Annotated in this window: 13 protein-coding genes and 1 pseudogene; all 14 read left to right on the top strand. The window is 33.9% G+C overall.

Annotated elements, in window-relative coordinates; all coding sequences use genetic code 11:
- Positions 1-93: 93 nt before the first annotated feature.
- Positions 94-312 carry a hypothetical protein gene (locus MHB84_RS05155; protein ID WP_256716847.1) on the top strand — a complete coding sequence of 73 codons (219 nt, stop codon included), beginning with the start codon at positions 94-96 and terminating at the stop codon, positions 310-312.
- 269 nt (positions 313-581) lie between these two features.
- Positions 582-2,387, top strand: coding sequence for a serine hydrolase domain-containing protein (locus MHB84_RS05150; protein ID WP_076290095.1), 1,806 nt, complete (start codon positions 582-584; stop codon positions 2,385-2,387).
- Positions 2,388-2,705: 318 nt separating this feature from the next.
- Positions 2,706-2,960: pseudogene (locus MHB84_RS05145) on the top strand (WXG100 family type VII secretion target); the annotation flags it as partial.
- 30 nt (positions 2,961-2,990) lie between these two features.
- Complete coding sequence (locus MHB84_RS05140) at positions 2,991-3,944, top strand: WXG100 family type VII secretion target (RefSeq protein ID WP_256716856.1); 954 nt, start codon at positions 2,991-2,993, stop codon at positions 3,942-3,944.
- Between the two features lie 12 nt (positions 3,945-3,956).
- On the top strand, positions 3,957-4,265 hold the full coding sequence (locus MHB84_RS05135; RefSeq protein WP_083678964.1) for a hypothetical protein: 309 nt from the start codon (positions 3,957-3,959) through the stop codon (positions 4,263-4,265).
- Between the two features lie 548 nt (positions 4,266-4,813).
- On the top strand, positions 4,814-5,794 hold the full coding sequence (locus MHB84_RS05130; RefSeq protein WP_076290093.1) for a DUF262 domain-containing protein: 981 nt from the start codon (positions 4,814-4,816) through the stop codon (positions 5,792-5,794).
- Positions 5,784-6,332: a hypothetical protein gene (locus tag MHB84_RS05125; RefSeq protein WP_076290092.1), complete on the top strand. Its 549-nt coding sequence runs from the start codon at positions 5,784-5,786 to the stop codon at positions 6,330-6,332. Before MHB84_RS05130 ends, MHB84_RS05125 begins: the two co-directional genes overlap by 11 nt.
- A gap of 407 nt (positions 6,333-6,739) precedes the next feature.
- Complete coding sequence (locus MHB84_RS05120; protein WP_341131321.1) at positions 6,740-8,071, top strand: TIR domain-containing protein; 1,332 nt, start codon at positions 6,740-6,742, stop codon at positions 8,069-8,071.
- A 216-nt stretch (positions 8,072-8,287) separates the two neighbouring features.
- Positions 8,288-9,232: a hypothetical protein gene (locus MHB84_RS05115; RefSeq protein ID WP_076290091.1), complete on the top strand. Its 945-nt coding sequence runs from the start codon at positions 8,288-8,290 to the stop codon at positions 9,230-9,232.
- 255 nt (positions 9,233-9,487) lie between these two features.
- Positions 9,488-9,901, top strand: a complete 414-nt coding sequence (locus MHB84_RS05110) for a hypothetical protein (protein WP_076290090.1) — start codon at positions 9,488-9,490, stop codon at positions 9,899-9,901.
- A 140-nt stretch (positions 9,902-10,041) separates the two neighbouring features.
- Complete coding sequence (locus MHB84_RS05105) at positions 10,042-10,641, top strand: hypothetical protein (RefSeq protein WP_076290089.1); 600 nt, start codon at positions 10,042-10,044, stop codon at positions 10,639-10,641.
- 194 nt (positions 10,642-10,835) lie between these two features.
- Positions 10,836-11,675: a hypothetical protein gene (locus MHB84_RS05100; protein ID WP_143764754.1), complete on the top strand. Its 840-nt coding sequence runs from the start codon at positions 10,836-10,838 to the stop codon at positions 11,673-11,675.
- A gap of 653 nt (positions 11,676-12,328) precedes the next feature.
- Positions 12,329-13,438, top strand: coding sequence for a hypothetical protein (locus tag MHB84_RS05095; RefSeq protein WP_076290087.1), 1,110 nt, complete (start codon positions 12,329-12,331; stop codon positions 13,436-13,438).
- A gap of 154 nt (positions 13,439-13,592) precedes the next feature.
- Positions 13,593-15,977, top strand: coding sequence for an SEC-C metal-binding domain-containing protein (locus MHB84_RS05090; RefSeq protein ID WP_076290086.1), 2,385 nt, complete (start codon positions 13,593-13,595; stop codon positions 15,975-15,977).
- Positions 15,978-16,398: the final 421 nt, after the last annotated feature.

Here is a 16,398-nt window from a genome sequence, read left to right as displayed (position 1 = left end):
AGGCCCATCAACATCGGATAACAAAGTGTTCATGTGGATGGGCAAACTGTTGAAGTACTGCATACAGAGAAAAAGGAATATGTGAGGTTAGCTATGGGCGTAAGAAAAAAATATAAACGTAAAATCGTTCGATCCAATCGATTATTTTATTGGTATGTTGAACCGGATATTGACGATGAAGGGATAATCAAATTACATATCGTTTCTGAGGATAAGAAGTTAATCGTTACTTATGAAGTGGGACAACACAGTATTAAGAACAAGCCCCCATACATAGTCATCATCGGAGAAGAATTCGAAGGCTGGACGTAAGAATACATAGGATACAGAAGAGTACTAACACCGAAATGGAGCGATGAGATCATCACGCCAAAATTGATAGGTGAAATTATTGATTGGTGCCTCTTGGTAGACAAAGAAATAAACATCGTGATTTGGAAAGGTGAACTTCTTCGACCTATCTCCTGAATAGAGTGTAATTGTAGTTGAAAAAAAATTTAGATTCATGTGGACTCTTTTGAAAACGCATACTTGAAAACAAGAGATGCAATTAACATTTAATATAAAAAGGAGAGAAGCTAATGCATATGAATCGTGGACATCACACGGTAAACAAAGTAATCGCTTGTGTTCTTTCATACATATTTGTCATTATGGCAACAGCAGTACCTGCCCACGCTGATGAGAAACAGGTTGAGACTACACCATCCAGAATTCCTTTATCCAAGTTAGAGGAAACGATTGATGCTTATGTTGCCTCGTATGAGAAGTACACCGCTGCCGTTTCGGTTGTGGCTATCAAAGATGGTGAAACCATCGTGAATAAGGCATATGGTTACGCAGATATTGAGAATCAGCGAAAGGCGGATACCTCTACTGTTTTTGAATGGGCTTCCATCTCGAAACTGTTGGTCTATACGAGTGTGATGCAGCTTGTCGAACAAGGAAAGCTTGATTTGGACACGGATATCCAAGAATATCTGCCAGAGGGATTTTTCAAAAAGCTGAAATACGATGATCCAATTACCCTAATGAACCTGATGCATCACAATGCGGGTTGGGAAGATCAAACAGCGGCCGAGATATTTTATTACTCCGAGAATGAAACGTTAGAATTAGGAGAAACGTTGCGTAGAAATGAGCCGAAACAGATATACAAACCGAATAGCATAGTGGGTTATTCGAACTACGGCGTTGGTTTAGCTGGTTACATCGTGGAAGAGATAAGTGGTCAACCTTTTTATGAATATGTCGATCAACATATTTTCGAACCGCTTCATATGAACGACACTTCAATTCATCCAACGGGGCAAGATCATCCAGACCTAGTACATAGAAGAAATGAGATTGAAGGGTACACGAAAGATTTGAAACTGATCCCTGAGAACAGAGTATACGTAACCTTTTATCCTACAGGGGCAGCGATTGGGACAGCAGAAGATTTAGGCAAATTCCTTGCAGCGTTGATGCCTGTGGATGATAGCAATGTTTTATTTAAGAACAGGGATACGTTAAACGAAATGTTGTCTACAAGTCTATATTATGAAGGTACTTCTACTCCGCGATTTGCGCATGGGTTCGTTGAGATGGAATACTGGGTGCCTACACTGATGCACGAGGGGAATTTGAAAGGATTCTCCAGCAAAGTTGTCTTTGATCCAGTATCTAAATTTGGGATGGTCGTCATGACAAACCAGTCTTTTGAAGAGATTTATTATTATGGACTTATTAAAGAAATTTTCGGTGATAACGTCAATTCTAATAGAATTACTTCGGAGGGGGGAGGATATTTTCAATCCGCACGACGGGCAGCATCTAGATTTACTAATTTATTTACAGCCCTTGATATAAAGAAATTCACAAAAGCTGAGTTAAGTAGTTCTTATAACGTTGTCGAGCATAATGGTGTTGTTGAGAAAATTTCCTTTACTCCTTACATTGATTACTTGCCTGTATCAAATGTAAAGGTGAACTTACTTAAGATATCTCTTATTCCTGCTTTGCTTGCCACCATTTTCACTATAATTGCTTTGATCGGCTATGTAATCCGGATGCTTCTTAACAAACTACATAAACGAGGAAATCCTACTACCAATTTTAATAAATATCATCTTGCAATTAACTTTGCAGGTGTAGCACTCCTTCTTAATCTTTTCATCATACACACGAAGTTGAGGTTTCCAAATTACCCTGCTTATTCTTCGTTACGGATCAATTTAATGTTTAACCTACTTTATGTGGTTCTAGCAGTGGCGTTTCTTGGCTTGCTTATGTACAAACTGCGGAAGAACAGTTACAGCAAAAAGCAAAAGGTGATGTACATCATGTCTGGCCTCTCGGCATTCATCTTGGCTGCTTTTGTTGTGGGATGGAATTTGTATGTTTAGAAGGGCAGAAGCTAAATATAGATATTTCAAACATTACAAAGGCTTGCGGATGACTCCTATATATAAGTGATATTAAGTGAGGTCAATTACAAAGACATAAAGACAGCAGTTCCTTATCGGGACCTGCTGTCTTTAAATTAGTTGGACAAGTATATAAACAAAGTCAAAGGTAACAACAAAAATGATCAGGGCTCTAGTTTAGATCCTTCACTGGCTTATTGCTACAGGTATTTGACAGAGGTAATAAATGAACGGTAAAATCCAGATATTCCCTGAATTCAGAAACTAAATATTTCTTTAGTAGGTGTGAGGTATTCTATGACGAGAATTATGGTTACGACAGAGCAACTTTTCGCAATTAGTAAACAGTTCTCTACAGCTTATACTACTCTTCAACACATGAATGAAAGTCTTCTACGAAGCATGACTGATATAGAAGCGAACTGGGATGGGAGTACTAGAGAAAGGTTCTACTATGATTTCAAGAAGTCACAGCTTGTTATGACTGAAGTTGTCACACTTATGAGTTCAATATCAACTGTGTTACATAACCATGGAGAACGATTTCTCCAAGCTGATCACGAGTCGGAAGGGCAAGTAGACATGAACTGTTTACCACCACCCCCACCGAATGCTTGTGGCCCACAGGAAGGTGTAGACGATCGTAATGCAGTTGAGAAGTCTGTAGATAGTTTAAAAGAGCTAGGACAAGCATTTATACAATCGGCAGACGACCGATATAAGAAGAGATATGATAGTGTAGGCGGATTTCTGGATTACTGGACATTTGGTATTCCGAGTGGACTCGTAAACGGGTATGTTGATCGAGCTGACAAAGCTTTTGAGTCGCCTCAAGACACACTGAACTGGTTGACATTTGGAGTCCATGGAACGATTAGAGAAGCCGTTTTACCTACAAATGCTTGGTCAAGTGAACATTGGGCAAGTATGCTTGGTACGGGTGGTATGGTATTAGGCGTCAGCTCTGTTTTCAAACCTAAGCTGCATATCGATACCCCTGTCAAATATGAGGGGGCAGTGGATTTTAGACAGATTTTAAGTGACGGACAACGCAATGAGCTTCCGCTGACGGATAACCAAAAGATTGAGATAAAGAGTTACTTGAACAAGCTTGATTTCCCCGAAGAAAATATCTTAATTGCACAACCTGGTTATTATGATACCTGGAATACAGGCATGATGTATAATCGCTTGGTCATCAATACGGATGTCTTACCAGCAGCAGCCCCGGGAGTAGGGACTTTGAGTGCGAATACACGCATTTCAATGAATGCTACACTAGCTCACGAGATTGTTGGGCACTATGAGGCTTCTATCGCAGGCAGATCGTTCCCACTTTATGATCTTCCTCCTGAAGTCATCAAAAGAAACTATGCTCTTGATGAGGCTCAGGCAAGTATCCGGGCAGCAAGGTTTGCTCCTGAACTCAATTCTACTGAACGGTATGCTTTATTGAGAGATGCGATGGTTAGACTTCGTAATGCCGATCTCAGAGTGCGAGATGTCAAAGGCGAGCTATTCATAGATCAGAGATAAGGAGGCCATATAATGGAAACTAAAATGCTGTTTGGCGTGGGGTTAGTCTTCGATACTCCGGAATTCGGAACCATCGTTATGGGGGCTAATGAAGAGTTGGATGAACTACTTCCTTCAACAATCAAAGAGATGATCGGTAAACAGATTATGATTAAAACAATGGATGGGGAAGAGCAGATATATGATGTTATTTCTTCTCAAATCAATCATTCGATTGTTGGTAAAAAGAATATCGGTATATGTTTAGGGAAAGGGATATCACCAGATGAAATAGTAGCTGGTTCAATGGTTTATTATTATTCATTAGAACAAATTGATTAGTAGTGTATCTCCGGTAAAGAATTAATAAGGCATCGGAAGGTCGCTTGTCTCCCTACGGGATGAGAAAGGCCTTCCTTTTTGTTTTGACATTTGACATTGAAAATACTCGACGTATTCAAAGTTCATTGGATCGTAGGGATATGAAGAAATGTGTATAAAATAATTTTCCCTTTTTCACCAAATTTTTCTTCGCATAAATCACCTCATAGGTTATCATATACGTAGTTCTGATATCAGTTAGGATTTATGATATTTACGAAGTACATAGATTAGATGTTAAGCGAAACTTCGAAAAAGAATATTATAAATACAAAAGTACAAATAACTTAAATGATAAACAATGGTGGCATGAAGAACCAACTAAGTGTATTCAGGATCGAAGAAGACACGGCAAATGTAGAATAAACGAAGTAAACTTTTAACTGAGACAAACTTACTATGCAAGTCAGGTCGACCAACAGATAACTTTAAGGATGATATTTAACATAGGCATAAGTATTTTAGAACAAGGAAGTGTTTAAAAATATCAATGATTCGGAGGCTATTATATGTATCGGGAAAATTATAATCCAATAAAGACGATGAATATTACAATGTCTGTGAGTGAAATTTTAAACCAATTACAAGAGAAAATCATAACTTTTGATGAGAATTTAGAGCGTAGCGTACGATGGACTGAATCCAAGCAAAGTTTGTTTCTCGATTCTTTAATGAATGATTATCCAGTGCCTAATTTATTTTTCTATGAAGAAGAATACAACAGATATACAATTATAGATGGTATTCAAAGATTAATTTCATTATATTATTTTGCATTTGATCATTACAATAAAAAAAATATGGTCACTTTTCAAAAACATACATTTAAAGAACTTAGTGAGCACGAGAAAAATAAATTTTTAATGGCAAGGATTCCAGTTACTATTGTAGCCTATATGGAAAACAGCCAAGACGTAATTACAGATATCTTTTATAGATTAAATATTGGTGGCGAAAGCTTAACTAGTCAAGAACTACGAAATCGTATGTTTGCTGGGGATATGCTGAAAGAAATTGAAATCCTTAGTGAACATTACCTATGGAAAAATCTCTATCGTGGCTCAAAAAATGATAGGTACAGAGATTACGAATTAATACTTAAATTCTTTACAGTTATGGATAAACATTTTAGACATATTACTACATACAAATCTAATGACGAAATAGATCATTTTTTACAAGATAATAGGTTTAATAATAATAAAGCTCAAAGTTACAGACAACTATTTCTTAATACATTAGATTTTGTTGAAGGTCGTTTGGGCAGTGAAGTTTTGATACAAAACGGCAGGTTTAGTCTTGCTTTGTATGATGCATTTATTATACCGATTGGATTGCTTATTAGAGACGATATTAGAGTCGATAATTTGAATGAAAGTTTTAATAGATTAACTGAAATGGTTAGTAGAGGTGAAATGAAAGGGAGAAAAACAAGCCAAAGAATTAATATTGGTTATAAAATTCTTAGCGGTGATCTATATGAATTTTAATCATCCTGATATTGATTCATATTATAATAGTTTTCTTCGAGAGCTGATGAATATTGAGCAATTTACAATAAGAACTGCTAACGATGTGAAGATTCGATCAGTATTAAATACAGATGTGTATACAAAAGCAACAAGGTTTTTAGAAGGTTCTGTTAAGCACATAATTTATACTAGTGCAATGATAAGAGGAGATAATGACACCTTACTTCAAGAACTTGTATCAAGATTAAAATCACTCAATAACCCTAAATTTGATAAGATCAAAAACATAATAATGACGGAACTTAATTTTGACATTGAAGATGGTTTAAGATGTAATGCATTTTCTGGAAATGATAAAACTATGTTGGATGAAATTGTGAACAACAGACATAGAAACGTTCATGCTTCTGAAGATGTGTCAAAATGGTATAATTCCAACGCAAAAGACATTGAAAACTTTAAGATCGAATTCGAAGGTATGATAAAAATTTTATCATATATTGATGGAGTTCAATTTAATAGCACTCAGGGGAGTTTTATTCGAGTATTTCCGTAATATGCGCTTCATAATTTACAGGCTAATAAATAAGGAGGTCTTCGTCGTCAATAATAAAAAAAAATTAAGCGAAACGAAATTTCTGACAAGAAATATTTAAGACAGTGTAGAAACTGAGAATTGCTAAAGGGTTGACAAGATAGTTAGAGTAGACTCGGAATTTGAGTTGGCACTGAGATGAAGAGACAGACGATGCAATTCAGCAAAACGAGGTAAAGGGATGGGATAACTCAGGAAGTCCGAAGCAACGCTTAACATTATATTCATGCATCGGGCATAAGCCCTTGGTCCGGTAGAGGAATTTCGGGGAAGCAAATGCGGCCGGACAAGCCTGGCATTCGCCAGGCCTCATGAATACTGGAACGTTATATGCAATAAGTGCAGAATAAAAAAAGTAGGCAGGTGCAATGATGAAAGTTTTCATTAGTTACAGTCATGATGATAAAGAAATTGCTGCTTCAATTGGGAACATTTTAATGAATGCTGGTCATGATATTTGGATGGATATATGGAAAATAGATGTTGGAGATAACATTATAGAAAAAATTAATAAGGGTATAGAGGATGCAGATGCAATAATAATGATTTTAAGTAATAGTTCATTAAATTCTAAATGGGTATTTCGAGAGTTTTCTGCTATGGTCTTAGGTGACCTCTCAAGAGAAGATAGGAAGATTGTGCCGGTAGTAATTGACAACAGTAGTGTTCCAAGTTATTTGTCAAATTATAAGTATATAAATTTAACTAATAATTTTGATGAAGGAATGAGAGAACTACTTAGTGGGTTATCTGAGGAAAAGAAGAACAACCAATCTACAATCGATAATGATAAATTTTATGAGAAAGCTCAGACAGAAGATAAAAAAATATTAGCAAGATCATTATCTGAAGGAAGATTAACATTAGTTTGTGGAGCTGGAACATCAGTGAGTGCGGGGGTACCAACGTGGAACGTACTACTAAATAAATTATTGGAAGCAATGATGAAAAGGATTTCTAACAATCATAATATAAATATCAACTTTGAGAACACTAGTGATTTCAATGTTAAATATTCAAATCTAATTATTGGAAAATACCTGAAAAATAACTTGGGGAATGAATTTCAGGATGAAGTACGGAGAGCGTTATACTCGGGTGATATTACGTTAAATGATACAATTGATGCAATTACAAATTTAGCAAGACCTCAAAGAGATAAGCGACCACTGGATTCCATTATTACTTTTAATTTTGATTCTCTTATTGAAGAGAATTTGAATAATAATAATATCAAAAACAAACCAATATATTGTGAGGGTATTAAACATAAATCAGATGAAATACCCATCTATCATGTTCATGGATATCTCCCACGATTCGGAGACATTCCTCACGAGTCGAAAATAGTTTTTAGTGAGGATTCCTATCATAGTCAATTTATCGAACCATTCAGTTGGTCAAACCTTATACAACTTAACAAATTAAACCAGAACACTTGTCTATTTATTGGTTTAAGTTTGACTGACCCTAATATGAGACGATTGTTAGACGTTTCTATAAGAAAGAGTCCAGATAAATTACTTAATCACTACATAATCAAGAAACTACCAATTATCTATAATCATTCCAAAGAAGAAGTAGACACTCTTGCTTACTTCTTAGAAGAACAGGATGCAAAGGAATTAGGTCTGAACGTGATCTGGATAAAATCGTTTGAAGAGATACCTCATATTTTGAACGAAATTAATAATCAATAGGAATAAGGCTGAAAGTATCTCAAGGATGCACCTTACTTCATATAACATAATATTCACGTATCGAGCATACCCCCCTCGGTCCGGAAGAATTTCGGGGAAGCAGGAGCAGCCGGACACATCCGCCTTCGCGGACGTCGTGAATACGGAAACGTTATATGCAAGCTAAAAGAAGAAACAAAGATAAATATTTAATATTTACTTTAATGGGAGGAAAAAATGAATTTCTTGCAAATGAACTATTGTGAACATTGCGAAACAAAAGAGTGTGAGTTTCCAGAGGTATCATTATTTATGGAATGGCTTCAAACTAAAGAAGGAGTGAAGTATGAACATCATGATTGTCCGGACAAGGTAATTAAAAATTTAGTTACAGCGGATTTCCAGTTCAAAAATACTGTTAGTAATGAATTACTGACAATTGAAGTTAAACAACTTCATCACGCTTTTTCTCAAAAGAAAGTTAAAGAGGAAAAAAACATTGCGCTTTCAAAAGGCAGGGATTTAATAAACGGAGCTTTTGAACAAGTGACAAATATTATAGATCGAAAACTTTATGATTATATCAAAGATAACTTTATTGTACATATGCCAATGGCTATAGTTAGTGAAAAAGAATCACAAAAAATAGGTGAGGAATTATTGAGTTTTTTTCGAACTGAAAATTTAAATTTGTATAACGGTAACTTCATCTACGAGAAAAAAAGAAATAAAGAAATTAAAAGAATAGAAATTAAATTTCAACCTCTTACAGATGAAATAAGGCAGCTGGGAGGCAAAGGTATATATCAATTATTTCCTGTAGATCCAAATGAGATGGCAGGAATAAGTTTTTCTGAAATCTGGGAGACTACTTGGGATGTCAGTCATCTTACAAAGAAAGTGATTAAAAATCTAATTAAATCTAACAACAGTTTTATAGAGATAAATGAAAATAGAATTATGTTACAAGTGATAGTATTTAAATACGGACTGGATCTTAATTTAATGAATATTGATTATTTTAATCATTTTATTTTTGTTTTAAAAGAAGAAATGAATAAGCATAAATCAGAGTTTAAAAAACATGAATTTAATTTTGACAATGCTTATATTTGTCTCTTAGTTGATGGAGTTGATAACACCAAAAATTTTGAAGTATTAGATATCACAAAGCTTTTATGAGATTCATTATCTTGATAAAAGCTTGGATATACGCTTGACCAAAATTATTCCTGGAAAAAGTGATTAAAGTTAAAAGGATTTCAAAGATAATTAGGCAGCATATAACAATATACTCACTCTGTGGACATTCGTCCTTGGTCAGGCATTCGCCGGACACTCAGCGTGCGCTGAGTCGTGAATACAGGAAGGTTAGACGAAAGTTCTGTAATATATTATTTACAAGACCTAAATTCAAATTAATTGGGAGGGCTTGATTTGTCTAAGAATTTTTCAAAAGAAGAACTTATCAATATGGATGTAAATACATTCAAGTCACAATTAGGTGAGCATCTTTACACAGATTACATTCAATACCTTATTAGAAAACACAAGAAACCACAAATTGGAGAACTTTCTTCTTACTGTTTGGACCTATTCTCAGATGATCATGAGAAATGTAGACAATCAATAGGACATGAAATTGAATCAATCGGGACAGAATTCTGGAGATTAAAAGCAAAGGATGTTTTTGATTTAGTAGGTTCAAGATTTAATACTTGGGATGAGGCTGTTACTGATTCGCAAATAATAGATATGTTTCAGAATATATCTTTTTTATATGCAGCGAGTTGTTATATAAATAAGAATTTTAGTAAGTCTATTGGTGTAAAGATTGGAATATTTTCATAGCGAATTTAAATTTATTTATGTATCTCGATGAGGTCAGAACCTTCGTCTAACAACATATTCGCGTTGTGGGCCATGCGGCTCTTGATCTGCCAGAAGTATTTTATGTGTAATTGATAAAAGAATATGAGAGGACAAATGAAATGGAACAAGAAATGTTGCTTAGAAGAAATACTTTATATAATAAATATGAATCATTGAAAAGTTATTTTGATACCTCTGTTGGAAATATAAATCTAGATGATGATATTGAGCACGAATATAACTATTTTGATTATAAAAAGAAAAATGTCGACATACCTCAGTATATTCTATGTTCTTTATTTGTAACTTGGTTTTCATTCATAGAAGTAGAAATTCGTAATATAGTAATGTATTCATTAGATAATAAAAAAACCGACATTGAACAGTTTAGATATTGTGGTTTAGATCATATAAGAAAATTCTTTGTTAAAAATGATGTAGAAGTTGATAGTTCTTTGTGGGTTAAAATGAATATTCTAAAAGATATTCGCAACAGAATAGTACATGAAGGTCCATTTTTCAATGTTTTCAGTCAACGAATTTCAGAGGAATGCAAAGAATATATTGAGTCTAATAAATTGTATAGAAGCGAATCTAAATCTATTTTTCAAGCAAACTCTGAATTTATAGAAGAGGTTTTAATATTTGGAAATGAATTTTTAGAGAGCAATATTAAAGACTTAAGTAAGTTAATTCAAGATGGTATCAACTACACATAACATAATATTCACGCTACGGGTATACGCCCTGGGTCCGACATTTGTCGGACACCCAGCATACACTGGGTGAATACAGGAACGTTATAAGAAATCCTCCGAAGCGTTGAAGCATTAATAATAAATGTTTAAAGAAGGTGCTAATCTTGCTATTACCACACTATGGTATTGATCAAGAAGTGAGGAAAGTTCCATTGATGATCGAAAAAGCGCTCAATCAATTAAGAAGCCATAATTATTCTATTCACAGTAATTGTAGATTTGAAGAATATAAAAAAAGAACTTTCAATAATTATATCAATGCTATAGCTTCTAAAAACTATGAGATGATCAATGAAAATTATAAAAATGTACTACAAGGGTATAAAGACTACTGGGAATTAATAACGATTGCAAATTCGAAAAATGTTTTATCATGTACAGACAAAACTGTACGAAGTGAAATTCAATCCATATTTAGTGGAGGGATTATTGAAAATAATAAAGATACCAAACCATGGAATTATCAATTTCAATATTACCTAAGTTCAATATTTGAAAGGTCTGGGCTTCAAGTGAAACTTGAGGAACCAGACTTCACATTTAATTTCAAAGCAAAAAAATATGCAGTAGCTGCTAAAAGATTAAATGGGCGAGGAAGTATTGAACAAAACATAAAAGAAGCAGAAGCTCAGATAAAAAAGACTAATCACTACGGATTTATTGCACTTTCGCTTGATAAAATCTATAAAAATATGAACACAGTAGAAACTTTTGATCATGCAGATAAGTCAGTGAGAACTGCCAACGAATTAATCCAAATAATTATTAAAGAGCAGATACATTGGAAACAGTTTAGGGACCGATCTAGTCAAGTGCTCGGAATAATTGCACATATAGGATTTCCGTTTTTATTAAAATCAGATAAACCCATATTTGAATTAGGCTATACAGCATACACAATGTTTTTACCAATAAGAGAAGCAGATTCTTCAGAGTGGAATGAAGTCATTGCAATAAATAATGCCCTTCAGAAATTCAATATACAAATTACTTGATCGTTTATCACGGAAGTTGAGGACATCTTATAACATAATATTCACGCTGCGGACACTCGTCCTTGGTCCGGCATTAGCCGGACACCCAGCATGCGCTGAGTCATGAATGCAGGAACGTTATATGATAGAAATGATGGACAACAAATAGAATAAAAGAAAAATACAAGAAAGCAGATAAGAACACTTGTACGCAGATGTCAATACAGGTAAAATACAGATACAATTGAATCTTGGGTGGGTATGGTTTTCCTTCGAAGGGAGGTGAAAGATGCAATGACTCTGAAAGAGAAAGTAAAAACCCACCCCAAGGTTGATAGCCGAAGGTGGGTTTTTGTCCTGATTTGACTTAAGAAGGGATAGACCATTCAAGCCAATTGTACTGACCAAGTGTTCGCTGCACTCGGTTTTTATTTAAGAATATGATAACACGTCGAAAAAGTTGACATCAAAATAAAATGAGTAATGAAAAAAAGCAGGTTAGTAAGCAAGCTCGAACAAGAATCATCATCATATAACAACATATTCAAGCTACGACTCCTTCGGAGCCTGGGTATGCGGGATGTATTTCGAAGAGCATATCAACAGAAAACCCTTTCGGGGTTAATGAATACACAAATGTTAGGTGAAATACAATTAGCAGAGACGGAGGCAATATGGATAAATTAACTATTGCAAAGTATAAAAATGGATACATAAAAATTTCAGATTACAATAGATCAATACATAAACAAGGAGAGATTTTTTGTCCATTCTGTGAACCTTCTTTAGAAGTAACTGGAGTGCAAAATGAATTTTTTAGAGCATTACCAGGTAGAGGTGGACATAGTTGCAAGAGAACAACAGTGGAATATTTTAATACTGAATGGGAAGGACAAAAATTAATTGAAACACTTAGCGGCAATGAGGGAGAAATCAAAATTATTATTGATCTTAATACTTTAAGAAGACAGGGGGATAGATTTAGTAATAAAAAAATAGTTAAGCCTAACGAAAATACATCGGCTAAAGAAGTTGAAAAGTACAATAAATATACAACTTATAAAAAAATATTTAGAGATATTATAAGAACAGTTTCGCAAATGAAAAATCTTCTTGAAAAAAATGCAATTGATGAATTAGGTAAAATCAAATTTAAATACAAAACAGGAAACGAAGAATTAGGGATTAATGAAGTAGTTATTCTAGCAGATGAGCTTAATAAGAGTCTGCATTCCAAGGAAAGATTCGTCATATATATTGTTCAAAGCATTAAAGTCAGCAAAGGGAAAATCTATATAAACTCTTATGAAATCGGTGGGAAGAGTATTACAACTTCCTTTATATATCCAGCCAAAAAGAATGAAACAAACATCAAAAAAGACGACATGATCATAGCTTTCGGAAAGATTAGTTATTACGAGCCTACAGATCAGTATTATTTAAATACACTTAGTGATTTAAATGTAAGTGTAATCAAAGATGAAGATTTGCTTTTAAGATTTAGTAGTAAAGAGATTAAAGAGAAAAAAATAGTAAATAGTAAGAAAGAAAGTACTAAAAATAATGTAAACAGTTTATCTAAGTCTTCTACTGATATAAAAAGTGAGCGTGATATTATATCAATTAATATTCCAGAAACGAAAAAAACAATGAAAAATAAAGAAGATTCCTCTCCACCTATAGAAGTTACAAAACAGCTTTTAAAACAAATGGAACCAGTCAACGAAATAGGAGGTTTTAAGAAATTAATCAAAAAATTTAGCGATTATTTTAAGCGTGCCTAATTGGATTGAATTTTTTACAAAATATTCACGCTGCGCACATTCGTTCTTAGTTCGGCTTGGTTGGGGATCGCCGGACACCCAGCATACACTGGGTCGTGAATACAGAGACGTTAGGTGAGATTAGATTTCTAATCCATGTTAAGAGGTGATAGTTTTGATAAATATAGAATTAGACTATTTTGCTATAAAATGTGCTAATGGCCACCTTAATGAATGTACAAATGATGTATGCAAGGAATGTGGTATATCACTTGAGGATCAACGACAATCTGTTGATCCGTATGTAGAATCTCGCAAATTATTATTGGACAATGTATTATCATGCATTGAAAATAGGGAATTGGAATATAAAGAGTTAAAAAAAGCTATTAGAAAGGGTATAAGAACTAAGAATTGCTATGAGAATGAAATGGAAAAAGTTTCGGAGTATATTAGTATACTAAGTAACGAATTAAGGTTTGACATTTTCTACTCAATAAATATGACACAGGAGGGTATTAAGTTAGTTGAAACTAATCAAATTATTAATGACATAAACACATTTTTGATTAAATTATATGTTCTATTAGGTGAGGTCACTTTATTTGAGCCTACTAAAGTTTTTAGAAATATTCACAAAAGGCTTCTTCTTACGGTTATTGCCTATAAGGAATCCATCGTTGAACTAATCATGTCAACTATTGCCTTGAACATTGACGATGCTATGAAATTGAAAGACACTTCACAGGTAAAGTTGGATAATTCAGCGCAAGAATTAAAAATACTTTCAAGTATATTTGGTGCTCGCAATATCGAAAATGTAACTGATTTGTTTCAGAATGGTGAATTAAATCACTCTGCTATATTAGGAATGGTATGGCAAACCTCCAATGAAGGAACGATTGAAGAGAAAATTAGTGATGTGTGCGAGCAAACAAGTTACTATTTTCGATCAATTTTATCTAGAGATAAAGAACACTATTCAAATGATGATCTATTAAAACTATCTATCTACAAGTATGTTGGTACTATAGCTTTTGATGATGAAAGTTTCTTTAGGAAGGTAAGTATCGCATACAAAACTTATGAGAAAGCCTTTGAAAAGAATAATAGCTTAGTTTGTGAGTTTCTTAGCCGATATACTGCAAAATACAAGTATATGTTTAAAAAGTTAAGTGACCTTTCAATAGCTATTGGATTTGTTTTTGGTCATAATCCTTCTAGTCATGTTCTTATGACAAATGGACTGAAATGGTATAAAGATCTATGTGAGGGGATATATCGTGATTCTATGATTTTTTTGTTATTGGCAAGTTGCGTAGATAGGGAAAAGAGTTTTGATATCGATGAATTAATTGAATGGACCGGATTTGGTGATATTTGTGGTCAGTTTGCATCACTAACAAATTATAAGCTTAACTACTTTGTTGAAGGTGTAGATAGTATCATACGTCATTCTGAAGCGCATGTAGATTATGATATAGATATAGACAATCAAAGGGTAATACTAAGGAATAGACAAAAGAAAACCAAAACTATCTCCACTAAAGAGTATAGTTTTGATAATTTCTTCGACCAAATCAATCTACTATCTGAGACAGTGTATTCTTCGATTGCAGCATTTACGGTTTTTCTAATTAACAATAAGTATCGAATTGATAATGTAGATTCCTATTTAGCAGAAGATGAAGTGACAAACAAATCACTTGAAGCATACGCTGTATTAGGCTTATTTGGTATCGTAATAGACCAAGAGAGTGAAAATGACAGCGCAATGGAGTTATCTGGTATGTATATTGGAGAAGTTGAACAGTTCTCGTTCGAATCGATTCTAGCGATTTTTGCACCATTAGTTCAGGCAAAACCTCATTTAACCGATGTTAAACTTGAATTGAGTGATCAAGAAGGTGAAAAATTTGGGCATATTAAAGTCAGAACGGACTATATTCTAAACTCAATGAATGAGAACGGAATCAAAAAAAAATGTTGGATATTACTGTATATGTACACTACCAAAATTCAAAGCAGATATGAGTCTTGTCAAGTAGAGAAGAAGAACGATGATAGATTCTTATCAGGTATTCTTCAGTTCATATTTCCTATCTTCGAAGAAATTAATAATGAGAAAAAAAGAATTATTCGAACTGGGAAAGTTTATACTGCTCAATTTGTAGAGGCAATTGATCAAATAAAATATGTTGAAATGATTACAGGTGAATATTTGGAGTATTCGAGTGAACCAAGGTTATTTCGTCATGTAATTCAAATTCTCAAAAATATTTATACAGCTATATATATAATTATAGAGCACGATTCTAACCCCAGTATTAACTTAGATGTAGAATTCAAGAAAATATCGAAAGAAATGATGAATGTAGCACACACTACTGAATACTTATCAGGAGAAATAAGTGAAATGGAACTTTTCTTTAATTATTCAGAAGAAGGTAAGCAATTGTACAAAAACGTTACGCTTAATTCACCTTGCCCTTGTGGAAGCGGGAAAAAATACAAAAAATGTTGTAAGAATCATAAACTAACGAGTCAGAACATCACATAACACAGCAGCATCCTATGAAATAGTTTCTTGAGCAGAGACATTTCTCTCTTTTTTCGCTGAAGCTTTAAAAAGAAGTAACGCCATGATGGCCTTAGAGAAATGAAATTAGGTGATGGAAATAAACCATGAAGTGTTGAAGGCTTATGCTGAGGCTGAAGATCTTAAGGAGTACTCCATAACCAAAAAGTTCAGACCAACGATGAGAATATCAAATAGATATTATGGCTAAAGTCATGGCCTTATCTGTAAGTTTTAAAGCTATTATCGAATGCAAGCGTTAAACAAGACCTGTAGAACGTGAAAAATCGTGGTTTTAGCGGATAAGGTACGAAGTTTTTACACCGAAGGTTTATATCGGTGTTTTTTATTTTTAATTCGATTTCCGCATTAAAGCAATCACGGTTTATCTTACAATTTGGAT

Origin of the sequence: Paenibacillus sp. FSL F4-0087 (assembly GCF_038020215.1) — a bacterium.
In the GTDB taxonomy this organism is placed as follows: Bacteria; Bacillota; Bacilli; order Paenibacillales; family Paenibacillaceae; genus Paenibacillus; species Paenibacillus taichungensis.
Note: the sequence above shows the minus strand (reverse complement) of the source record. Positions and strands in the feature narration are given on the sequence as shown.

Bases quoted from the DNA above. Each gene is read 5' to 3' on its own strand.
- MHB84_RS05105 (WP_076290089.1), top strand. From the start codon at position 10,042: ATGGAACAAGAAATGTTGCTTAGAAGAAATACTTTATATAATAAATAT.
- MHB84_RS05140 (WP_256716856.1), top strand. From the start codon at position 2,991: ATGAACTGTTTACCACCACCCCCACCGAATGCTTGTGGCCCACAGGAA.
- MHB84_RS05100 (WP_143764754.1), top strand. From the start codon at position 10,836: ATGATCGAAAAAGCGCTCAATCAATTAAGAAGCCATAATTATTCTATT.
- MHB84_RS05120 (WP_341131321.1), top strand. From the start codon at position 6,740: ATGATGAAAGTTTTCATTAGTTACAGTCATGATGATAAAGAAATTGCT.
- MHB84_RS05095 (WP_076290087.1), top strand. From the start codon at position 12,329: ATGGATAAATTAACTATTGCAAAGTATAAAAATGGATACATAAAAATT.
- MHB84_RS05155 (WP_256716847.1), top strand. From the start codon at position 94: ATGGGCGTAAGAAAAAAATATAAACGTAAAATCGTTCGATCCAATCGA.
- MHB84_RS05150 (WP_076290095.1), top strand. From the start codon at position 582: ATGCATATGAATCGTGGACATCACACGGTAAACAAAGTAATCGCTTGT.
- MHB84_RS05115 (WP_076290091.1), top strand. From the start codon at position 8,288: ATGAATTTCTTGCAAATGAACTATTGTGAACATTGCGAAACAAAAGAG.
- MHB84_RS05125 (WP_076290092.1), top strand. From the start codon at position 5,784: ATGAATTTTAATCATCCTGATATTGATTCATATTATAATAGTTTTCTT.
- MHB84_RS05135 (WP_083678964.1), top strand. From the start codon at position 3,957: ATGGAAACTAAAATGCTGTTTGGCGTGGGGTTAGTCTTCGATACTCCG.
- MHB84_RS05130 (WP_076290093.1), top strand. From the start codon at position 4,814: ATGTATCGGGAAAATTATAATCCAATAAAGACGATGAATATTACAATG.